This window comes from Apilactobacillus micheneri (genome assembly GCF_002993975.1).
In the GTDB taxonomy this organism is placed as follows: Bacteria; Bacillota; Bacilli; order Lactobacillales; family Lactobacillaceae; genus Apilactobacillus; species Apilactobacillus micheneri.
The window spans coordinates 187,693-209,047 of record NZ_POSO01000004.1 but is presented as its reverse complement, the minus strand read 5'-3'; the positions used below and the strand labels follow the sequence as shown (position 1 = coordinate 209,047).

23 protein-coding genes and 1 other annotated feature are annotated in these 21,355 nt (G+C 31.1%); of the genes, 19 read left to right on the top strand and 4 right to left on the bottom strand.

Features of this window, described 5'->3' with window-relative positions:
- Positions 1-27 precede the first annotated feature (27 nt).
- Positions 28-1,110: an LCP family protein gene (locus tag C7N41_RS07050; RefSeq protein WP_105964979.1), complete on the bottom strand. Its 1,083-nt coding sequence runs from the start codon at positions 1,108-1,110 to the stop codon at positions 28-30.
- Positions 1,111-1,338: 228 nt separating this feature from the next.
- Here C7N41_RS07050 and C7N41_RS07045 point away from each other — a divergent pair, with 228 nt between their 5' ends.
- Positions 1,339-2,289 carry a DMT family transporter gene (locus tag C7N41_RS07045; RefSeq protein WP_105964978.1) on the top strand — a complete coding sequence of 317 codons (951 nt, stop codon included), beginning with the start codon at positions 1,339-1,341 and terminating at the stop codon, positions 2,287-2,289.
- A gap of 17 nt (positions 2,290-2,306) precedes the next feature.
- On the top strand, positions 2,307-2,978 hold the full coding sequence (locus C7N41_RS07040) for a 2,3-bisphosphoglycerate-dependent phosphoglycerate mutase (RefSeq protein WP_105964977.1): 672 nt from the start codon (positions 2,307-2,309) through the stop codon (positions 2,976-2,978).
- Positions 2,979-3,020: 42 nt separating this feature from the next.
- Here C7N41_RS07040 and C7N41_RS07035 read toward each other — a convergent pair whose 3' ends face one another.
- Both C7N41_RS07035 and rpiA read right to left on the bottom strand, forming a co-directional pair.
- Complete coding sequence (locus C7N41_RS07035; protein ID WP_105964976.1) at positions 3,021-4,358, bottom strand: C1 family peptidase; 1,338 nt, start codon at positions 4,356-4,358, stop codon at positions 3,021-3,023.
- Positions 4,359-4,483: 125 nt separating this feature from the next.
- Entirely contained in the window at positions 4,484-5,167 is a 684-nt protein-coding gene (gene rpiA, locus C7N41_RS07030) for a ribose-5-phosphate isomerase RpiA (RefSeq protein WP_105964975.1), read from the bottom strand.
- Between the two features lie 229 nt (positions 5,168-5,396).
- On the opposite strand from rpiA, the gene C7N41_RS07025 reads away from it, so the two are divergent.
- The 17 genes from C7N41_RS07025 (at position 5,397) to mprF (ending at position 20,273) form a co-directional block, all read left to right on the top strand.
- Positions 5,397-5,933 (top strand): dCTP deaminase/dUTPase family protein, encoded by a 537-nt coding sequence (locus C7N41_RS07025; protein ID WP_105964974.1) that lies wholly within the window; start codon positions 5,397-5,399, stop codon positions 5,931-5,933.
- 23 nt (positions 5,934-5,956) lie between these two features.
- Positions 5,957-7,333 carry a DNA repair protein RadA gene (gene radA, locus C7N41_RS07020; protein WP_105964973.1) on the top strand — a complete coding sequence of 459 codons (1,377 nt, stop codon included), beginning with the start codon at positions 5,957-5,959 and terminating at the stop codon, positions 7,331-7,333.
- 28 nt (positions 7,334-7,361) lie between these two features.
- A complete protein-coding gene (locus C7N41_RS07015; RefSeq protein WP_105964972.1) occupies positions 7,362-8,447 on the top strand; it encodes a PIN/TRAM domain-containing protein in 1,086 nt (361 codons plus the stop codon).
- A 93-nt stretch (positions 8,448-8,540) separates the two neighbouring features.
- Positions 8,541-10,031 (top strand): glutamate--tRNA ligase, encoded by a 1,491-nt coding sequence (gene gltX, locus C7N41_RS07010; RefSeq protein ID WP_105964971.1) that lies wholly within the window; start codon positions 8,541-8,543, stop codon positions 10,029-10,031.
- Positions 10,032-10,172: 141 nt separating this feature from the next.
- Positions 10,173-11,582 carry a cysteine--tRNA ligase gene (gene cysS, locus C7N41_RS07005; RefSeq protein WP_105964970.1) on the top strand — a complete coding sequence of 470 codons (1,410 nt, stop codon included), beginning with the start codon at positions 10,173-10,175 and terminating at the stop codon, positions 11,580-11,582.
- An 8-nt stretch (positions 11,583-11,590) separates the two neighbouring features.
- A complete protein-coding gene (locus C7N41_RS07000; protein WP_105964969.1) occupies positions 11,591-12,010 on the top strand; it encodes a Mini-ribonuclease 3 in 420 nt (139 codons plus the stop codon).
- Positions 12,000-12,764, top strand: a complete 765-nt coding sequence (gene rlmB / locus C7N41_RS06995) for a 23S rRNA (guanosine(2251)-2'-O)-methyltransferase RlmB (RefSeq protein ID WP_105964968.1) — start codon at positions 12,000-12,002, stop codon at positions 12,762-12,764. The genes C7N41_RS07000 and rlmB overlap by 11 nt, the downstream gene beginning before the upstream one ends.
- A gap of 12 nt (positions 12,765-12,776) precedes the next feature.
- Positions 12,777-13,298: an NYN domain-containing protein gene (locus tag C7N41_RS06990; protein ID WP_105964967.1), complete on the top strand. Its 522-nt coding sequence runs from the start codon at positions 12,777-12,779 to the stop codon at positions 13,296-13,298.
- A 125-nt stretch (positions 13,299-13,423) separates the two neighbouring features.
- Positions 13,424-14,050 carry a sigma factor gene (locus tag C7N41_RS06985; RefSeq protein ID WP_105964966.1) on the top strand — a complete coding sequence of 209 codons (627 nt, stop codon included), beginning with the start codon at positions 13,424-13,426 and terminating at the stop codon, positions 14,048-14,050.
- Positions 14,051-14,095: 45 nt separating this feature from the next.
- The gene (rpmG, locus tag C7N41_RS06980) at positions 14,096-14,245 is read left to right on the top strand and encodes a 50S ribosomal protein L33 (RefSeq protein WP_105964965.1); all 150 of its coding nucleotides are present in this window, start codon (positions 14,096-14,098) and stop codon (positions 14,243-14,245) included.
- 17 nt (positions 14,246-14,262) lie between these two features.
- Positions 14,263-14,436: a preprotein translocase subunit SecE gene (secE, locus tag C7N41_RS06975; RefSeq protein WP_105964964.1), complete on the top strand. Its 174-nt coding sequence runs from the start codon at positions 14,263-14,265 to the stop codon at positions 14,434-14,436.
- A 106-nt stretch (positions 14,437-14,542) separates the two neighbouring features.
- Positions 14,543-15,088: a transcription termination/antitermination protein NusG gene (gene nusG / locus C7N41_RS06970; protein ID WP_105964963.1), complete on the top strand. Its 546-nt coding sequence runs from the start codon at positions 14,543-14,545 to the stop codon at positions 15,086-15,088.
- Positions 15,089-15,212: 124 nt separating this feature from the next.
- The gene (rplK, locus tag C7N41_RS06965; protein WP_105964962.1) at positions 15,213-15,638 is read left to right on the top strand and encodes a 50S ribosomal protein L11; all 426 of its coding nucleotides are present in this window, start codon (positions 15,213-15,215) and stop codon (positions 15,636-15,638) included.
- A gap of 99 nt (positions 15,639-15,737) precedes the next feature.
- On the top strand, positions 15,738-16,433 hold the full coding sequence (rplA, locus tag C7N41_RS06960; RefSeq protein ID WP_105964961.1) for a 50S ribosomal protein L1: 696 nt from the start codon (positions 15,738-15,740) through the stop codon (positions 16,431-16,433).
- A 73-nt stretch (positions 16,434-16,506) separates the two neighbouring features.
- Positions 16,507-16,623: a sequence feature (ribosomal protein L10 leader region), on the top strand.
- A gap of 24 nt (positions 16,624-16,647) precedes the next feature.
- On the top strand, positions 16,648-17,154 hold the full coding sequence (rplJ, locus tag C7N41_RS06955; protein WP_105964960.1) for a 50S ribosomal protein L10: 507 nt from the start codon (positions 16,648-16,650) through the stop codon (positions 17,152-17,154).
- A 44-nt stretch (positions 17,155-17,198) separates the two neighbouring features.
- Positions 17,199-17,561, top strand: a complete 363-nt coding sequence (gene rplL / locus C7N41_RS06950; protein WP_105964959.1) for a 50S ribosomal protein L7/L12 — start codon at positions 17,199-17,201, stop codon at positions 17,559-17,561.
- Between the two features lie 117 nt (positions 17,562-17,678).
- Positions 17,679-20,273: a bifunctional lysylphosphatidylglycerol flippase/synthetase MprF gene (gene mprF / locus C7N41_RS06945; protein WP_318530577.1), complete on the top strand. Its 2,595-nt coding sequence runs from the start codon at positions 17,679-17,681 to the stop codon at positions 20,271-20,273.
- Positions 20,274-20,381: 108 nt separating this feature from the next.
- Here the strand turns inward: mprF and nrdF are convergent, their stop codons facing one another.
- Positions 20,382-21,350: a class 1b ribonucleoside-diphosphate reductase subunit beta gene (gene nrdF, locus C7N41_RS06940; protein ID WP_105964957.1), complete on the bottom strand. Its 969-nt coding sequence runs from the start codon at positions 21,348-21,350 to the stop codon at positions 20,382-20,384.
- Positions 21,351-21,355: the final 5 nt, after the last annotated feature.

Genomic DNA, 21,355 nt, shown 5'->3' with positions numbered 1-21,355 from the left:
TAACTTCGAAGGTACCTTTTTTATTTATTAATATGATGTAGCAGCAGTATTATTAGTATTATCGCTAGTTGAATTTGCACTATTATCACTAGTAGTATCTTGAGTATTATTTAAAACACTAGAAGTACTTAATCCTAATGTTTTTCTAATATCATTTGAAACATTTAATAACTCTTGTTGTGTTGGTACTTCATAGTCAACACCATTAACCATTGCAGATTCACCTTGAAGAGTTTGTGATTTAATGTGATGAGTTGCATCGCCATATCTTTCACGTAATGCAACCATATCATCAAACTTCATATCGGTTTTAAGTTTACCTGAAATTGAGTTTAATATTTCTTTATATCTTGGTAATGAAGAAATATTCATTCCTTTAATTACTAATTTTTGTAGAACTTGTCTTTGTCTAGTTTGACGACCATAGTCACCTGCAGGATCTTGATGACGCATTCTTGAATAGTCAAGAGCCTGAGCACCATTAAGAGTTACGGTTTGACCCTTAACAACGTTAGCATTTCCATATTTGAAAGTTAAAGGAGGAGTAACAGTAACACCACCAACAGCATTTACCATTTGTTCTAGTCCACCCATGTTAACAATTGCGAAGAAGTCGATTGGAACATTTAATAAGTTTTGAACAGTTTGAACAGCACTGGATGCACCACCAATTGAATATGCAGCATTAATTTTTTCATAAGGCTGTGAGTCACCAGGAACAGTTACTTTAGTATCACGAGGAATACTTGTTAAATGAATGGTTTCTGATTTGGGATTAACTGTTGCTAAAATCATAGTATCAGTTCTTCCTGTATCATTACGTCCTAATGCACCAGTATCAGTTCCCAAAAGTAAAATTGAGACTGGCTTATTTTGAGCAATAACATTAGAAACATTTCTTTCTTTATGTTCAACACCAGGTTCATATGCTTTGTTAGCAGCTGATTTCATATTTGTATAAACATTATAAGCACCAATTAATCCTAGTACCAATACTATTAGGAATATAAAGAATGCAATCCAAGCACCACGATGCTTCTTTTTCTTAAAATGATGTTGATTATTTTGTGTTCTAGAGTATGCTTTATTTTTATCATTATTGTTTTGCATGTTTTAGTCATTACTCCTTTTATTTAAATGTGATCAAAATACTAATAATTTATATTATAAACGCATTTTATCAAAAAAAAATAAATTTCTCGATATTTTTTAGATATATAAAGGTTATGATATAATTTTATCGTTTGATTGATAAACGATTTTTCTAATAAATGCACTTAAGTACGTAGTTTATCAATTTTTATATAATTTGTAAATTTATAAGGAGCGAGATTTGTTTTGAAAAAAACTTTTTTGTATGTTTTGATATCTACATTTATGTTTAGTTCAATGGAAATTGCACTAAAAAGTGTAGGTAATGCTTTTAGTCCTATTCAATTAAATTTAATTCGTTTTTTTGTTGGAGGATTAGTTTTACTACCAATTGTTTTAAAAAATAAAAATACTGTTAATAACAGTAAATGGAAAAGTCTAGGGATATTTGCCCTGACTGGTTTTTTATGTGTTGTATTTAGTATGACGCTATATCAATTGGCAATTGTTTATGATCAGGCTGCAACGGTAGCAGTTTTATTTAGTTGTAATCCAGTTTTTGCAATATTATTTGCTTTTATTATTTTACGAGAAAAAATTAATCGATTAGGTTTAATATCATTAGTTATTTCGATAATTGGTTTATTGATTATTGTTAATCCAGCCAATCTAACTAATCCTTTAGGTTTAACTTTAGCTTTAGGTTCAGCTTTGACTTTTGGTCTATATAGTATTGTATCTCGTTGGGGCTCATTTGTGAGCGGATATGGTGGATTAGCTTTAACTTGTTATACTTTTTTGGCAGGATCTATAGAACTATTTGTGTTGATTTTAATTACCCACATTCCATTTGTTGCTAATTTTATGAATTCAGTTTCATGGTTGAAGTCATTTGCTAATACACCAGTACTACAAAATGTTAACCTTCACTATTTTTGGATGTTATTATTCATTTGTGTATGTGTTACTGGTGGTGGATTTGCCTTTTACTTTTTAGCAATGGATCGAGCAGGGGTTTCAATTGCCTCATTAGTGTTCTTTATTAAACCTGGGCTAGCACCTATACTTGCAATGATGTTAATCGGTGAGAAAATTAGTTTAAACACTTGGATTGGAATTATTGTAATTTTAATTGGTTCTGTAATAACATTTATTGGTAGTCAGCTTGAACAAAAGGAATCTGACTTAAAAGAATAAATAAAAGAGATGATAATATGTCATATTTAGTAATTATGCGACATGGTGAAAGTGAGGCCAATCGAGATAAAATATTTACTGGCTGGAATGATGTTCCTTTAACTGCAAAGGGAATTGAACAAGCACATTATGCTGGTAAATTAATTGAAGAATTGAATATTGATTTCGATGATGTTCACACATCATTTTTAATGCGTGCAATCGATACTGCACATATTGTCTTAAAAGAGATTCATCAAGAATATATTAATGAACATAAAACATGGCGACTTAATGAACGTCATTATGGTGCTTTGAGAGGTAAGAAAAAAAGTTATATTAAAGAAAAATATGGTGAAAAACAATTTAAGTTATGGCGCCGTAGTTTTTCAGCAGTACCTCCACTACTTAAAAAGTCAGATAACGAATTACGTTATGCAAAAATTGGTATCAAAGAACCACGTGGTGAAAGTTTAAAAATGGCTTATAAAAGAATATTAAGCTATTGGATCGATGGTATTGCACCAAAACTATTAGATAATCATAATCAATTAATTGTTGCTCATGGATCTACTTTAAGGGCTTTAATTAAATACCTAGATAAAATATCAGATAAAGATATTGATAAAGTAGAAGTACCTAATGGTAAACCAATTGTTTATGAATTTGATAGTCGTTTAAATATAATTAGTAAAAAAATGATGAAATAAAAAAGCAATGATAAAGATCATTGCTTTTTTATTTCATCATTTTTATTTTTCATAGAAGGCAAGTGTACCCATTGGATCCCATGGATCTAGTACAACTGGGTCTTTTGCTTGAGCATCTTTTAATTCATCTGATAAGTATTTCTTATTAATAACAACTTGGTATGCAAAACGTCTGAACCATGATTCGCTCATTACAAAGTAACCTTTTGTACCAACTTTGTTACCCCATGAGTTTTCAACTTTCCATTTAGTAGGTTGACCATCAACAATATCAACACCAGTTAATACCATTGCATGATCCATAACACTTTCTTTGTAGTCTAATTGTTCAGCTTTTGAAAGTGATAAGTCAGTATCAAATAATTCATCTTTTGAGTATAATCCATCATCCATAATACCCATTTTTCTATCTGAATTTTGAACAACATCACTACCAAACCAAACACTTTCACCATTTTGAATTTGTTTAATTGCTAATTTTTCAAAAGTATCAATATCAATATTCAAATGTTTAACTTGGCGGCCACCAACAACATTACCTAACATATCAATTGTGTATGTTTTATTATATGGCTTATCGTCAGTAGGGGAATTAATGAATGATACGTAATCTTCTAAGTTTAGGTTTACATATTTATCAAAGAATTTATTTGGTGTTAAATTCTTATCAATATGATAATTTTTATCATGATCACGATATTCAAAATTAAATTCTTTAGTAGGTTCACCTAATGTGTAAACTAAAATGCGGTAAATATCATTTAACATTTCATCCTTAGCGCTTTCAACATCTGAACCATCTTGAGCTAGTTTACGTAGTTTAATAGCATCTTTTCTTAACTTAAGATTTAAAACTGAATTTAAGTCAGTAGTATCATTACTATTAAATGTTTCAGGCATTGCTGATTGAGGAACAACTCCGTATTTTTCAATAACAGCACATAGCATGTCCCATTGACCACCATCTTGTTGAGGAGTTTCAAGTAACCATGCTACCCTTCTTGAAGTTAGTGGTTGATCTGCGGTTTTAATAATATTTTCTAAGAACCAATTTGATTTTTCAAATTTATCCCAGAAAGTAGTGTAAATTTGAGATAATTCAAAATCACCATTTAAATTAAAGTTTTTAGCTAAATTATGTCTCATAGTGTTTAATGCAGCGAAAATCCAGCAACGACCACTATGTTTTTGATTAGCAACTTCACCAGTATCTAATTCTAATGAAAATACAGGATCCATTTTACTTACAGAACTATAATTAGAAGATGTTTTGGCAACACCGTCGTGACTTATAGCACGTTGTAAGATTTTTGCTTCTTTACGATTATCTAAATCTTTTTGGTACTTTTTAACATTGTCTAAACTAATACTCTTTCCCATGATAATTCCTCCTTATATACTTTAATATTATAGACCTTTTTTCTAATTTTATAAATGCAATTTCCAATAAAAAGACCCAATTACTTTTTTGTAATTGGGTCTTTTTATTAAAATTAAATTAGAAACTATCTTGCTTGATAAGTTTTAGAACCATTTTCGTTACCAACAATAACAGTATTTACCATGTCTAAAAATAATCCATGTTCTACAATTCCAGTTAAATTATTTAAAATTTGTTCTAGTTCATGTGGGTGTTCTATTGAATGCATTTTTAAATCAATAATATAATTGTCGGCATGAGTAAGAACGTGTCCACCTTTAGCATTAGTGCGAAATTGTGGTTGGTATCCCATGTCATCTAATCTTTTGAATAGATGGGTACTTCCATAGGGTGTAACTTCAAGTGGCAAAGGAAATGATCCCAAGTTTTTGGCCATTTTAGTTTTATCAACAATCCAAATATTCTTCTTAGAATTGATGGCAACAATTTTTTCTCTTAAGTGCGCAACACCGCCACCTTTAATTCCTTGAAAATTTTCATCAATTTGATCAGCTCCGTCAACTGTCAAATCAATATGATCAACATCATCGATGCTTTTTACATCAATACCTAAGTCACGAGCTCTTTTGGCGGATCGATTAGAAGTAGGGACACCAATTATGCGAAGTCCTTCTTTAGCAACTCTTTTTCCTAATGCATCTAAAAGATATTTAACTGTAGAACCAGTTCCTAGTCCAACTGTCATACCATCTTTAATATACTTAACAGCTTCTTGACCAGCTACTTGTTTCATTAATTCTTTATCCATAATCTTTGCCCCTCTAAAATATTGGTAAATGAATGTGGGATAAGATAATACATTATCCAATTTAATTTTCGATTTAAGACTAATTTAACCTAATATGATTAAACTATTAGTTACTATAATTTTCTATTTTAATAGCATGTTTGTCAAATAAAATATTATGTTTATTATACTTAATATTTGCTATAAAATAGGTACTATAATTATAATATAAATAATAGGATGTGTATGTATGAAACGTGGATTTCAAGTTATATCAAAATATAAAAATGATGATATTCATTTACCATATCGTGCCACTAAACAAGCTGCAGGTTATGATATTGAAAGTGCATGTGATTTTAAACTACCCTCAATTTGGAAAATAGGTTTTCTAAAGGTCTTGTGGGCAATTAAACATGAAAAGTCTGTATCAGAAAAAGACATGCAAAAAGCTAAAGAAATTTTGAAACCATATTTAGTACCTACTGGGATTAAAGTTTATATGCAAAGCAATGAAGTTTTTATTATTGCTAATCGTTCTAGTGGCCCATTAAAGCGCAATATGGTATTGCCTAATGGAATTGGCGTGATTGATGCTGATTACTATAACAATGATAATAATGAAGGTGAATTATTCGTTCAATTAACTAATTTTGGTCTTACTGATCGTAAGATTAAAAAAGGTGAAAGAATTGGACAAGGAATCTTTATGCCATTTTTAACTGTTGATAATGAAGAAAACACAGGTGAAACTAGAACTGGTGGTTTTGGTTCATCTGGTAAATGATTTTTTAATGAAAGGTAATTATATTGGCTAAACCAAAAACTCAATTTGTTTGTCAAGAATGTGGATATATTTCACCTAAATATTTGGGGCATTGTCCTAATTGTGGCAAATGGAATACATTTGAAGAACAAACAGCGCAAAAAGAAAATAATAGCTTGAAGTCCACTCGTAGAATGGATTTTAATGGGAAACAAGCTAAACCAGAATTAATTAGTGAGGTTTCTTATGATAAAGAAAATCGTTTTGAAACTGATTCTGATGAATTCAATCGTGTCTTAGGTGGTGGAGTAGTTCCAGGTTCATTAATATTAATTGGTGGAGATCCTGGAATTGGTAAATCTACATTACTTTTACAAATTTCTGGTCAATTAGGTAAAAAAGACCAAACCATTTTATATGTTTCTGGAGAAGAAAGTGCCAGTCAAATTAAAATTAGAGCTGAGCGATTAGGTGTTGAAGGTAAAAACCTTTATTTATATCCAGAAACAGATATGGGAGCTATTAAAAGTGCAATCGATGAATTAAAACCTGATGCAGTAGTAGTTGATTCAGTTCAAACCATTTCTGAACCGGAAGTGGATTCAAGCATTGGCTCAGTTTCACAAGTACGTGCAATTACTTCTGATTTAATGTCGATTGCAAAAACTAATGGCATTACAATCTTCTTAGTTGGTCATGTGACTAAGGGTGGAGCAATTGCCGGCCCTAAGACTTTGGAACATATGGTTGATACAGTTCTTTATTTTGAAGGTGACATGCATCATTCATATCGAATCTTACGAGCAGTGAAAAATCGTTTTGGATCAACTGATGAGTTGGGAATCTTTGATATGCAAGAATCTGGATTAGAAGAAGTTGCTAATCCATCAGAAGTATTTTTAGAAGAAAGACTAAAAGATGCAACTGGATCTGCAATTGTAGTTTCAATTGAGGGAACCAGACCTATTTTAGTCGAAATTCAAGCTTTAATTACACCTTCGGTTTTTGGAAATGCACAAAGAACTGCAACCGGTATTGATCGTAATCGAGTAGCAGTTTTAATGGCAGTTTTAGAAAAAAGAGCTGGTTTGATGTTACAGAATCAAGATGCATTTTTAAAAGCAGCCGGTGGCGTTAAATTAAACGAACCTGCTATTGATTTGGCTGTCGCAATTGGGATTGCTTCAAGTTATCGTGATGTTGGGACCAATGCATCAGAATGTTATATCGGTGAAATTGGCTTAACTGGCGAGATTAGACGAGTAAATCGAATTGAACAACGAGTTGCAGAAGCTAAAAAATTAGGATTTAGTCGTGTGATAGTACCTAAAAATAATTTACAAGGTTGGAAAGTTCCTAATGGTATCGATGTTGTTGGAGTTTCAACTTTATCTGAGGCAATTAAGATAGCCTTGAGATAAGTGTTTTGAAAGGGGATGAATAAGTAAAATGAAAGCTTTTGATAGATATACAGTTGTACAACTAATATTTATTATTGTTGGTGGCACATTAGGTATAATTTATTTGCCAGTCCTATGGTTAGCTATTTCTGTGGAAAACGTTAGTTTACTAAATAATGGTTTTGTTAATTCAATTTTAGGAGCCATTATTTTCTTCATATTATCTCTAATCTTTGGAAGAAGAATTGTTAAAACATTAAGTAAACTGGAAAAATATTTATCTAGTAAAAATCCATTTTATATTTTAATGGGCACAATTGGCATGATTATTGGCTTAGTTTTAGCTATTTTAATATCAATTGTATTATTCAGAACGCCATATTTCATAACCAATACTCTAATCCCAGCTTTACTAATGATTGTTTTTGGTTATTTGGGATTTGTTTTAGGAACTACTAGACTGAATGATTGGAATAAAATATTTCATTTTAGTTTAAAAAAAGCTACTAATACTTTTAGCAACAGTACGAAAAAAGATAAAAGTTATAAGATTTTAGATACTAACATTTTGATTGATGGTCGTATCTATGAATTAATTAAAACTGGATTCTTAGAAGGAACATTATTAGTACCTAAGTTTGTATTGTATGAGTTACAATATATTGCTGATTCCAGTGATAGCGCTAAAAGGGTTCGTGGACGTCGCGGCTTAGATATTTTAAATAAGTTACAGACTGAAAAAATAATGCCAATTGAGATTACAGATAAAGACTATAAAGAAATTCCAGAGGTAGACAGTAAATTAATTCAACTAGCTAAAAATGTTGATGGTGAAATTGTTACTAATGATTATAACTTGAACAAAGTAATTAAATTTCAAAGGGTTAAGGTATTAAATATTAATGAACTAGCAAGTGCATTGAAGCCCAGTTATATTCCAGGAGAACATCTTGAAGTTATGATCCTAAAGAAAGGGACCGAAAGAAGTCAGGGTGTAGCATATTTAGACGATGGAACAATGGTAGTTGTGGAAGAAGGTAAAAATTATCTTAATAAACGACTAACAGTTGAAGTGACAAGTTCCATTCAAACTGATGCTGGTAAAATGATTTTTGCTAAGATAATCAATAAGTAAACCGTTCATAAGAATTTTTTGAACTCTTTATTTTTACTAATAATAATTGTAAAATTAAAATGATGCTATTTTACAAGAAGAGGAGAAATATCATTGGCTAATAAAAATATTCGTGTTAGATATGCACCAAGTCCTACTGGTCATCTACACATTGGTAATGCAAGAACAGCAATTTTTAACTACTTATTTGCTAGACATAATAAGGGTAAGTTTATTATTCGTATCGAAGATACCGATACTAAACGTAATGTAGCTGATGGTGAAAAAAGTCAGTTAGATAATTTAAAATGGTTAGGTTTAGACTGGGATGAAGGTCCTGATAAGCCTGGTAAATTTGGACCATATCGTCAATCAGAACGTCGTTCAATTTACGACCCATTAATTCAACAATTATTGGATGAAGATAAGGCATACTATTCATACAGAACAGAAGAAGAACTTACTGCCGATCGTGAAGAACAACGTGCTCGTGGTGTTATGCCTCATTATGAATATGAATATGAAGGCATGACAGAAGAAGAAATTCAAAAATCAATGGCTGAATCAGAAGCAAAAGGTTTAAAACCAGTTATTCGTTTCAGAGTTCCTAAAAACCATACTTATGCTTGGGATGATATTGTTAAGGGACATGTTGAATTTAATTCAGATACTATTGGTGGAGATTTTGTCATTGTAAAACGTGATGGAATGCCTACTTATAACCTTGCCGTTATTATTGATGACCATATGATGAAAATTTCACATGTATTTAGAGGTGATGACCACGTTGCTAATACACCAAAACAATTAATGATGTATGAAGCATTTGGTTGGGATGCCCCTAAATTTGGTCACATGAGTTTAATTACCAGTGCCGGTACCGGTAAGAAATTAAGTAAACGTGATGAATCTATTATTCAATTTATTGAACAATATCGTGACCGCGGATACCTTCCAGATGCAATGTTCAACTTTATTACATTGTTAGGTTGGTCACCAAAGGGTGAAGATGAAATCTTTAATAAGCAACAGTTTATTAAGATGTATGATGAAAATCGTTTAAGTAAATCACCAGCTAATTTTGATAATAAGAAGTTAGAATGGATTAATAATCAATATGTAAAATCTGCGGATGAAGACGTTGTTGTTGATCTTGCTTTACGTCAATTAATTGATAAGGGCAATATTGAAAAAAATCCTGATTCTAAAACTGTTGAATGGGCACGTAAATTAATTGTTACTTATAAACAACAAATGAGTTTTATGGCTCAAATTAATTCAATGGCTTCAGTATTCTTTAATGAACCAGAAGAAATTTCTGGAGAAGCATTGGAAGAAATCAGCAATGATACTGCTCCAGTAGTATTGAAAGAATTTTCATCAAGAATTAAAGATGTTGCTATTTTTGATAAAGTTGAAATTCTTAAGACTATTAAATCAATTCAAAAAGATACTAAAATTAAAGGTCGTCAATTATGGATGCCAATTAGAATTGCGGTTACTCACGAAATGCACGGACCTGAACTTCCAGAATCTATTGAATTAATTGGTCGCAAAAAAGCATTAAAACATATTGATGAAACTTTAAAGCAAATTAATCAATAATAATATTTTATTAAAATATAAATTGGTCTTGTTAGATGATATTCTAATAAGACCTTTTTTGTTTGATAATGAAACTGAAAAAATGGCTCAAATTATGATAAAATAAACTAAAAGTATAAATAAGAAATAGGGGTGCCAAAATTGTTAAGGATCTATAATACATTAAGTCAACAAAAAGAAACATTTGAACCAATTAAGCCAAGAGTGGTTAATATGTATGTGTGTGGTCCTACAGTTTACAACTATATTCATATTGGAAATGCTAGAAGTGTAGTTGCATTTGATACTATTCGTAGATACTTTGAATATTGTGGATATCATGTTAACTATATTTCTAATTTTACTGATGTTGATGATAAGTTGATAAAGGCAGCTAATGATCAAAATATGTCAGTTATGGATTTGGCTGATAAATATATTGAAGCTTATAAAGAAGATGTAAAAGCTTTAAATGTAGAACCTGCTACCAACAATCCCCGCGCTACTGATAATATTAATGGAATTATTGATTTTATAAAAACATTAGTTGATAAGGGATATGCTTATGAATCTGATGGGGATGTTTATTATCGTGCACGTAAGTTTAATGGATATGGAAAATTAGCTCATCAAAGTATTGATGATTTAGAGTCTGGAGCTAGTCAGCATGTAAATGATGAAGAATTATCTAAAAAAGACGATCCAATTGACTTTGCATTATGGAAAAAAGCAAAAAATGATGAAATTGCTTGGGATTCACCATGGGGAAAAGGTCGTCCAGGTTGGCATATTGAGTGTTCAGTTATGTCCACCAAATATTTAGGTGATACGATTGATATTCATGGTGGGGGAGAAGATTTAGAATTTCCTCATCATGAAAATGAACGTGCTCAGAGTGAGGCCAAAACCGGTAAAAAATTTGTTAATTATTGGATGCACAATGGCTTTGTTACCGTTGGAGATGAAAATGAAAAAATGAGTAAGTCTCTAGGTAATTTTGTAACTGTCCATGACATTATTAAGAATGTAGATCCACAAGTTGTGCGTTTCTTAATGTCTACTACCCAATACAGAAGACCTATTCAGTATAATCAAGCTAATTTAGATGCTGCAGCCAACAACTTGAAAAAAATAAAAAATGCTTATAATAATCTAAATTATCGTTTAAAAGATGCTGATTCTTTTAATGATCCTAAAGTAGATCAAGAAGTTAGACAGATTCAAGCAGATTTTCAAGATGCAATGGATGATGATTTTAATGCACAAAATGGTATTGATTGTGTTTATGAATTAGCTAAATTGGGTAATGTATATGCAGAAAGACCAATTGTTTTTGAACAAACAGTTAAATTAATATTGAAAAAATTAATCAAGATGGCATCAATTTTTGGTGTTAAGTTTGAAACTGATGAAGAAATCAATGATGACAAAATTAACAATTTGATTAAGGAAAGAGATCAAGCAAGAGCAAATAAGAATTTTGCCAGAAGTGATGAAATAAGAGCAATCTTGAAATCTAAGGGCATTATTCTAGAAGATACTGCCCAAGGAACAAGATTTAGAAGGGAATAATTTAATTAATGGAAGAACAAGTACCTAATTACAAACAATTGAATGGTATTGCTTTAGCTTATTTGGGTGATTCTGTATATGAAGTTTACATTAGAAAACATCTTTTAGCATTGGGCATTACTAAGCCTAATCGTTTACAAAAGATTGCTAGAAAATATGTTTCTGCTAAGGCTCAAGCTGCTTTAATTGATTTAATGAACCAAGAACATATTCTTAGTGAAGAAGAGGAATCTGTTTTTAAACGTGGTCGTAACTGTAAAAGTTATACCCATGCTAAAAATACTAGTGTATTAACTTATCGTTACTCCACAGGTTTTGAGGCAATGATGGGTTATTTGTCATTAAGTGATAATAATGAACGTTTGCAAGAATTATCTAAGTGGTGTATTGAAAAAGTTGATGCAGGGAGGCTAGAATATGAAAAATAATGATGAACAAAATCAAAGTGAGTTTATTATTGGTCGTCATCCAGTAGTATCTGCATTAAGAGGTAAACAAGAAATTAATAAAGTTTTCTTACAAAATGGTATTCATAAAGATGAAAAAAGTGTAGAAGAAATTATTAAACTAGCTAAGAAAAAACATTTAGTAATTTCAATGGTGCCTAAGCAAAAGTTAGACTTATTATCTGATCATCAAAATCATCAAGGAGTGGTGTTATCAATATCTCCATACAAATATGCAAGTATTGATGAATTATTTGAACATTCAAAAAGTAAAGACACAGAGCCCTTCTTTTTAATTTTAGATAATATTGAAGATCCACATAATTTAGGATCTATTATTAGAACTGCTGATGCCGCTGGGGTTACTGGTATTATTATTCCCAAACATCGTGCTGTTGGTTTAACTGCAACTGTTGCTAAAACCTCTGCTGGAGCGATTGAAAGAGTACCAGTTGCAAGGGTTACTAACCTAATTAATACTGTTAATGAACTAAAAGACCGTGGAGTCTGGATTTTTGGAACTGATATTAAGGGAACTGATTATCGTCATTGGGATGCTAAGGGATCATCGGCTGTAGTAATTGGGAATGAAGGAAAAGGAATTTCTCCATTACTTAAGAAAAATGTTGATGAAATGTTAACCATTCCTATGATAGGTAATCTTCAAAGCTTAAACGCTAGTGTAGCTGCTGGACTTTTAATGTATCAAGGATATAGTTCTAGACATCCACTATAGGATATTTTAAAAATGAAAAAACAATTATTGTTATTAGACGGATATAATATTATTGGTAATTGGCCAGAATTAAATCAGTTAAAGCTTGCTGATCGTCTAGCAGATGCAAGAGATGAATTAATATCAATCATTGCGGAATATAAAAAATATCGTGATTTAGATATTTCTATAATTTTTGATGCAATGTATGTTCCAGGGTTATCTAAGAAGGACACCAGACATAACTTAAATATTATTTGGACCAATAAAGATGAAACAGCTGATAGTTATATTGAGGCTTATGCTCGTCGTAAACAATCAAGGTTTGTTCAAGTGGTTGTGGTTACCAGTGATCAAGCAGAACAATGGACCGTTTTTTCAGCAGGTGCATTAAGAATTTCTGCAAGAGAATTGCTAAGGGACGTTAAGAGATCCAAGCAAGAAATTCAAAGTCAGGTCAACACTTATGCTAATAATGCATATGTTAGAAATAATCCTTGGTCTGGTAATCAACTAATGGAACTAGAAAAGTTAAGAGATAATCTTTCTAAATAATATTAAAATATTAATATTAATATTTTGGTATATGTATCAAATCTGATTATGAGAACTTAAGTTCGCTTGTACTTTTATTTTTATATGTGTAAATTAATTTTTATAAATTTTCGTAGGGAGAAATTATGAATAATTGTTTAATTGATTTACAACTTATTAAAAATTTTAAGAACGGACATGATGAATACTTTGATGAACTTTTTATAAAATATAAACCGATTGTTAAAAAGCTATGGCATCAATATTATTTTAATGACATTGATGAAGATGATTGGTTCCAAGAAGCAAGAATAACGATGCTAAAAATTATTGATAAATTTGATATAAATCGTGGGACATCCTTTGGAATGCTTTATAAAAGAAGTCTTAAAAATCGATTGTTTGACATATTAAGAAAAAGTAAAGCAAAAAAAAGAATGCCCATCGATAAGAAAGTATCATTTAATGTTAATGAGGAATACTATAGTAACTGTGTTGAAGATTGTAGAAGATTACATCCAGAATTTTCTTTAAAAATGGATGCAGTTAGGAAAAAATTAGTTACCCGGTGTTCTATGTTTGAAAAAGAATTATTATTTAAAATGTCGAGTTCTAAATTAGAATCTGATGATTATCAATTAGTTAAGTTTAAACAAATTAATAAGATTAATGATGAACAATTTAGAAATTGTTGTTCTAGAATAAAAAATAAACTTAAAATTATTTTGGTAGAAGAAGGTATTTTAAAGGATGATCGTAAAATTGACGATTAAAATTTAAAATGATATTATTTATCTATCAGTTTAGGAGGGTATGCCTTGCCACAAAAGAAGGTTTCATTAGCATGTGAAGTTTGTGGTTCAAGAAACTATACAACTAATGTTAAGAAAGATCATACTAAGCGTTTAGAAATTAAAAAGTATTGTAAAAACTGCAATAAATCAACAATTCATAAAGAAACATTTTAATACGGGGGAAATTACAAATGAAGTTAATTAACTTTTTTAAAAGTGTTGGCACAGAAATGAAATTAGTTGTATGGCCAAATAAACATCAAACAAGAATTGATACTTCAACTGTTGTGGGAATGTCAGTTGTTTTCGCAATTTTCTTTGCAATTATTGATTGGGCTATTCAATCAGGTTTAACATTTATTTAATTAAATATTTAATTAAAATAAAATAAATGATATTATGTAATTAATGTGGAACTTCGTTTAGGCGAAGTTTTTTTGTTTGGAAAAAATTAAAAGGAGCTAAATTTCAATGGAATCAACACAAAAACAATGGTATGTAATTCATACTTATTCTGGATATGAAAACAAAGTAAAAACTAATTTGGATTCTCGTAAAGAATCAATGGGAATGGAAGACTATATTTTTCAAGTAGTAGTTCCTGAAACTGAAGAACACGAAGTAAAAGATGGTGTTGATAAAGTTAAAATGGATAAAACATTCCCTGGATATGTTTTAGTTGAAATGGTTATGACAGATAAAGCTTGGTATATCGTAAGAAATACCCCAGGTGTTACTGGATTTATCGGTTCACATGGACAAGGTAGTAAACCAACTCCATTACTTCCAGATGAAGTAGATTACATTTTGAGTCAATTAGGTGTAGAAAAGAAACATCAAGATTTAGATGCTGAAGTTGGCGATACTATTACAATCATTGATGGTGCCTTTGCTAACTTGACTGGTAAAATTGTTGAAAAAGATGAAGAAAAAGGTAAATTGAAAGTTGATATTGATATGTTTGGTAGAGAAACAACTGCTGAACTTGATTTCAACCAAGTAAAACCAATCAGATAATTTAGGGTTGTACAAATTATCTAAACATGATATATTATATTTTGTATGTTTATGCATACTTGTTGTGGGAGGAGAAATCTAATCTCCAATTTTTACCACACACGGACTTAAGGAGGTATGTCTCGTGGCTAAAAAAGTAGCTAACGTAGTTAAATTACAAATTCCTGCGGGTAAAGCAACACCTGCTCCTCCAGTTGGACCTGCATTGGGTCAAGCTGGAATCAACATTATGGGATTCACTAAGGAATTCAATGCACGTACTGCTGATCAAGCAGGCATGTTAATTCCTGTTGTTATTTCTGTATATGAAGATCGTTCATTTGATTTCATTACTAAAACCCCACCTGCTTCAGTATTATTGAAGAAGGCTGCTGGTGTTGAACATGGTTCTGGTGAACCAAATTCTAACAAGGTTGCTAGTGTAACTAGTGATCAAGTTAAGGAAATCGCCGAAACTAAGATGAAAGATCTAAACGCAGCTGATGTTGAAGCCGCAATGCGTATGATCGAAGGTACTGCTCGTAGTATGGGATTCACTGTTGAAGGTTAATTTCATATTCAACATGTAAGTACCATAACACCTGACTAATTCAGATGTTATGTGGGAGGTTTATCCGTTACAACCACAATTGCAAGGAGGAAAACACAGATGGCTCAAAATAGAAGAGGTAAAAAGTATCAAGATGCTTTAAAACAAGTAGATCGTAATAAATCTTACTCAGTTGAAGAAGCAGTTGAACTTGTTAAAAAAATTGATTTTGCTAAATTTGACGCAACTGTTGAAGTTGTATTTAATTTAGACGTTGACACAAAACAAGCAGATCAACAATTACGTGGTGCTGTTGTCTTACCAAACGGTACAGGTAAAGACCAAAAAGTTGTTGTATTTGCTAAGGGTGAAAAGGCTAAAGAAGCTGAAGAAGCTGGCGCAGACGTTGTTGGTGAAGCTGACTTAGCTGAAAAAATCCAAAATGGTTGGCTAGACTTTGATGTTGCTATTGCAACACCAGACATGATGGCTCAAGTTGGTCGTTTAGGCCGTGTTCTTGGACCAAAAGGTTTAATGCCTAACCCTAAGACTGGTACAGTTACTATGGACGTTAAGAAAGCTGTTTCTGATTCAAAATCAGGTAAAGTTACTTACCGTACTGACCGTGATGGTAACGTTGCAGTTATTATTGGTAAGTCATCATTTGATGCTGACAAATTAGTTGGTAACTTCAAGACAATTGAAGATTTAATTGTTAAGAATCGTCCAGCTTCTGTAAAAGGTTCATACATTACTAACTTATCAATTTCAACTACATTTGGCCCTGGTGTCAAAGTTGATCTTGACTCATTCTAAAGTTAAGTAATTAATTTGGAATTTAAAAATCCCTATTGACCATATTTTTATTATGTGGTAAATTATTATTGCTAATTAAATATGACTTCTACCTAAGACTCGGGTGGTATTTAATACCTTAATATCCTGACGAGGACTTTAAAACGGTTTCTCTATGTCTGGGTAGGCATGGGGATTTTTTATTAAATCCCAAAAAAATTTGGGAGGTGAAATAATGCCAAAGAAAGCAGTTATTGATGCTAAAGCTAAACGAGTAGAAGCTGTTACTGAAAAATTTAACAATGCTACTTCTGCTATCATTATTAACTATCGTGGTTTAAACGTTGAAGAAGTTACTGATTTACGTAAACAATTACGTGACTCAAACGTTGCTTTCAATGTTATTAAGAATAACATCGCTGTTCGTGCTTCTAAAGAAGCCGGATACGAAGAATTAGGTGATTTATTTAAGGGACCTACAGCCGTAGCATTCTCTGATGAAGATCCTATTGCTCCAGCTAAAATTTTAAAGAATTTTGCTGATAATACTGATGCTGTTGAACTTAAGGGTGGAATTCTTGAAAATAAGGTTGCTAGTCTTGACGAAATTGAAGAATTTGCTTCATTACCAAGTCGAGAAGAATCTATTTCTACTCTTGCCAACATCTTACAAGCACCTGTTCGTAAATTTGCTATTGCAGTTAAAGCAGTTGCCGAAAAAGATGATGGAGACGCAGCTTAGTTTCTAAATAAAAATTATAACTATCCAAATTGGAGGAAAATAAAATGGCTTTTGATAAAGACAATATTATTGAACAAATTAAAGAAGCTTCAATCACAGACCTAAACGACTTAGTTAAGGCAATTGAAGAAGAATTCGACGTTACAGCTGCTGCTGCTGCACCAGCTGCAGGTGCTGCTGATGGTGGCGCTGCTAAAGATTCATTCGACGTTGAACTAACTGAACCAGGTAACCAAAAGGTTAAGGCTATCAAGGTAGTTCGTGAAATCACTGGTAAGGGTCTAAAAGACTCAAAAGACCTAGTTGATGGTGCTCCTTCAGTAATTAAAGAAGGCGCTAAAGAAGACGAAGCTAACGACATCAAGTCAAAACTTGAAGAAGTTGGCGCAAGTGTTACTCTTAAGTAATAACTTTCTTTTAAAAAGACGTACAACATTTGTTGTGCGTCTTTTTTGTTAAAACTTGTTAACTTGTTTATAAATTGAGATAATAATATTAATAATATTATTATGGGGGAAATATATTTGAAAACTTTTTTTCGAAGATGTGCTGATTGGATAAATCGACACATGACAATAGTCAAAGTACTATTCGTTATATTTGTTTTAGGTGTTGTTATTCATGTTGGAATTTCTGAAGGATCAGAAATTAGTGGACATAAGATGGCACAAAGTTTTGCTACACAAACACCAATGTCGCTATTTATAATGATGATATTAGGGTTTATTGCAGTCTTACCAATGTTAATTTATGATTTTACAATTGTTGATTTTTTACCAGGAAAATTTAAGAAAACATATATTGCTAAAACCGGTTGGATTACCAATACACTTACTAATATCGCTGGCTTTGGTGGTGTTTTAGGTGCAAGTTTAAGAGCCAATTTTTATAGTAAAAACGCTACCAAAAAACAAATTTTATATGCCATTTCTAAAATAGTTATATTTTTATTGGCAGGTCTTTCAACTTATTGTTGGATAGCTTTAATAATGATGTTTTCTTTTGGATTTGGCACTAATTCTTTTGATTGGTGGTGGTGGATAGTATTGATCTTAGGTGGTTTATACTTTCCATTATTACTTTTAATTACTAGAAAAACAAATTTGGATTACTTTAAAGATTTAAATCTAAAGTTAGAATTAAGATTAGTTATTGGTTCATTATTAGAATGGTTTGGTTGTGCATCTTTCTTCATGATTATTGGATTGTTTATGCATCAATCTATTAATATTATGGCAGTTTTCCCTGTATTCATTGTTGCCAATGTAATCGGGGTTGCTTCTTTAATACCGGGAGGAATAGGTAGCTTTGATAGTACAATGATGGCTGGATTATTGTTTTTAGGAGTTTCTCCTAGCAGTGCAGTAGTTTGGCTATTATTATATAGAGCGTTTTATTATATTCTGCCGGTTGCTTTAGGGATTATTTTCTTTATCGCAGATTTGTTGCAAAGGTTCAACGAATTTTTGGATGATATTCCCAAAGTAATTTTACAAAGAATTGCACATATATTTATAACTATTTTTATGTATTTTTCTGGAATAATGATGTTGTTAGTAGCAGTTATTCCTAATTTAGTTTTAGTAAATAAATTTTATCTATCTTTAGAACCTTATACATTTTACTTTTTAGATCAATTAACAACTATTATCGTATCCTTCTTGTTAATTGGTTTTGCTAGAGGTTTTGGATCTAAAGTCAAAAAAGCTTTTTGGCCTACAACCATTTTATTAGCTATTTCTATTGGAAATACTCTTTGGAAAGAAGATTTTCCTACTAATATGGTAATTTTATCATTGTTATTAGTATTTGCACTATGGTTAAGCTATGGCGTCTTATATCGGGAAAAATTTACTTATTCATGGGGACATATCATAATAGATTTTGTTATTTTTGGTCTTGCTTTTATCTTCTATGGTTTAATTGGTTTATTTACTAATTTTCAATTTACTAAATTTCCATTTCATTTTGCTAATTCGTATCTATTTCCATCACCTCAGGTTTGGTTTGCTGGATTCTTAGGACTAATTTTAGCTTGTTTAATTCTAATTTTGACTTATCGTTACTTATCTTATACTAAAACCCAATGGTTAGATCAACCTTTTGATTCTAATCGGGTCTTTAATGTAATTAAAGCGTATGGAGGTAATGAGGTTAGCCATTTGGCATATGTTAGAGATAAAGATATTTATTTCTATCAAGAAGATGGTAAAGATCAGTTATTCTTTATGTACAAGCGTCGTGCAAATAAAATTATCATTATGGGTGAACCTATTGGTAATATGGATAAATTAGACGATGCAGTTGATCAATTTATAAATGATAGTGATAATTTAGGATATTCATTAGTATTTTATGAAATTGGTGAAGAACTAACGATGTTGTTGCATGAAAAAGGTTTTAGTTTTACTAAGGCTGGAGAAGAGGGGCATGTTGTATTAAAAGACTTCTCCATTTCAGGTAAAAAGCATCGTGGTGAAAGAGCTCTAATGAACAAATTTGATCGTGACGAATATAAATTTGAAATCATTCGACCACCATTTTCAAATGAGTTTATTAAAGAATTAAAAGTAGTATCTGATCAATGGTTAAAAGGAAATCCTGAGAAAGGTTTTTCATTAGGTTATTTTGATAAATATTATTTAAGTCAGGCACCGATTGCTATTATGAAAGACAAAAATAATAAAATTGTTGCTTTTGCTAATATTATGCCAACTGGTGATCATGAGATGACATCAATTGATTTAATGAGATCAAGTAATGATGCACCTTCAGGTATAATGGATGGTATTTTCATTAACTTATTTAATCACGTTAAAGATCAAGGATATAAATCTTTTAATTTAGGAATGGCTCCACTATCTAATGTTGGGGAATCTAAATATAGCTTCATTGATGAAAAAATTTCTAATTTGATTTATAAATATGGAACTGCTTTCTATAGTTTCCAAGGTCTTCGTTCTTATAAAGAAAAATATGTACAAGAGTGGGCACCTAAATATATTTCTTATCGTCGAGGTAATTCATTAGTATTTACAATGCTTCAATTACTTATATTAGTAAATGAACATATTGATACCAATAAGAAGCCAAGTTTCTTTAAGAAATATTTTAAATAATATAAAATAAATGCTCTAAATGATTGAATAGATCGTTTAGAGCATTTTTTTGTAACAAAAAATGATGTATTCATTTTAATCTGAATACATCATTTTAATTTAGTCATTTTAATGTTTAGGGTACCAAATCTTATAATCGTCTTTTTTCATTGCTTCAACTTTACCTAAACGATAACCATTACCAACTTGTGAGAAGAAGTCATGATTAGCAGTAGAAGTTGAAATTCCGTTCATAACAATTGGGTCAACATCTTCACTAGTATCAGGGAACAATGGATCTTGACCTAAATTCATTAATGCCTTGTTAGCATTGTAACGAATGAATGCTAATACATCGTCTGTCCAGCCAACTTGATCATATAACAAGTGAGTGTATTTTTCTTCATTTTCATATAAGTCGTATAAGAAATTATACATCCAATCTTTTAAATCTTGTTGTTCATTTTTACCTAATTTGTTAAAACCAATTTGGAATTTGTATCCAATATAAGTTCCATGAACAGATTCATCACGAAGAATTAATTTAATAATTTCAGCAACATTAGGTAGCTTATTATGACCTAGATACCATAATGGTGTATAGAATCCGGAATAGAATAAGAATGTTTCTAGAAATACACTAGAGATTTTTTTCTTTAGTGTATTACCATCATCATGGTATAAATTATAGATTTTCTTGGCTTTATTTTGTAAGAATTCTTCAGAGTCACTCCAGTCAAAAATTTCATTAATTTCTTCGGGAGTATTTAATGTTGAAAAAATTGAAGAATAACTTTTAGCATGGACAGATTCCATAAATTGAATATTATTTAAAACAGCAGTTTCGTGAGGAGTCACAATATCCTTTCTCAGAGCTGCCATTCCATCTTGTGATTGAAGGGTATCCAACAAAGTTAAACCACCAAATACGTGTCCAACTAACCATTTGTGGTCATCATCTAAAGTACGCCAGTCAGCTAAATCATTTGATAAAGGAATACGGGTATCTAACCAAAATTGTTCAGTTAATTTTTCCCAAGTTGCTTTATCAATTTGATCACTAACAGCATTCCAATTGATTGCTTTATAATTATCCATCTTAC

Bases quoted from the DNA above. Each gene is read 5' to 3' on its own strand.
- rplJ (WP_105964960.1), top strand. From the start codon at position 16,648: ATGCCAAAGAAAGCAGTTATTGATGCTAAAGCTAAACGAGTAGAAGCT.
- C7N41_RS07015 (WP_105964972.1), top strand. From the start codon at position 7,362: ATGAAAGCTTTTGATAGATATACAGTTGTACAACTAATATTTATTATT.
- C7N41_RS07035 (WP_105964976.1), bottom strand. From the start codon at position 4,358: ATGGGAAAGAGTATTAGTTTAGACAATGTTAAAAAGTACCAAAAAGAT.
- nrdF (WP_105964957.1), bottom strand. From the start codon at position 21,350: ATGGATAATTATAAAGCAATCAATTGGAATGCTGTTAGTGATCAAATT.
- rpiA (WP_105964975.1), bottom strand. From the start codon at position 5,167: ATGGATAAAGAATTAATGAAACAAGTAGCTGGTCAAGAAGCTGTTAAG.
- C7N41_RS07050 (WP_105964979.1), bottom strand. From the start codon at position 1,110: ATGCAAAACAATAATGATAAAAATAAAGCATACTCTAGAACACAAAAT.
- nusG (WP_105964963.1), top strand. From the start codon at position 14,543: ATGGAATCAACACAAAAACAATGGTATGTAATTCATACTTATTCTGGA.
- C7N41_RS07000 (WP_105964969.1), top strand. From the start codon at position 11,591: ATGGAAGAACAAGTACCTAATTACAAACAATTGAATGGTATTGCTTTA.
- rplL (WP_105964959.1), top strand. From the start codon at position 17,199: ATGGCTTTTGATAAAGACAATATTATTGAACAAATTAAAGAAGCTTCA.
- rlmB (WP_105964968.1), top strand. From the start codon at position 12,000: ATGAAAAATAATGATGAACAAAATCAAAGTGAGTTTATTATTGGTCGT.
- rplA (WP_105964961.1), top strand. From the start codon at position 15,738: ATGGCTCAAAATAGAAGAGGTAAAAAGTATCAAGATGCTTTAAAACAA.
- secE (WP_105964964.1), top strand. From the start codon at position 14,263: ATGAAGTTAATTAACTTTTTTAAAAGTGTTGGCACAGAAATGAAATTA.
- C7N41_RS07040 (WP_105964977.1), top strand. From the start codon at position 2,307: ATGTCATATTTAGTAATTATGCGACATGGTGAAAGTGAGGCCAATCGA.
- C7N41_RS06985 (WP_105964966.1), top strand. From the start codon at position 13,424: ATGAATAATTGTTTAATTGATTTACAACTTATTAAAAATTTTAAGAAC.
- C7N41_RS06990 (WP_105964967.1), top strand. From the start codon at position 12,777: ATGAAAAAACAATTATTGTTATTAGACGGATATAATATTATTGGTAAT.
- C7N41_RS07025 (WP_105964974.1), top strand. From the start codon at position 5,397: ATGAAACGTGGATTTCAAGTTATATCAAAATATAAAAATGATGATATT.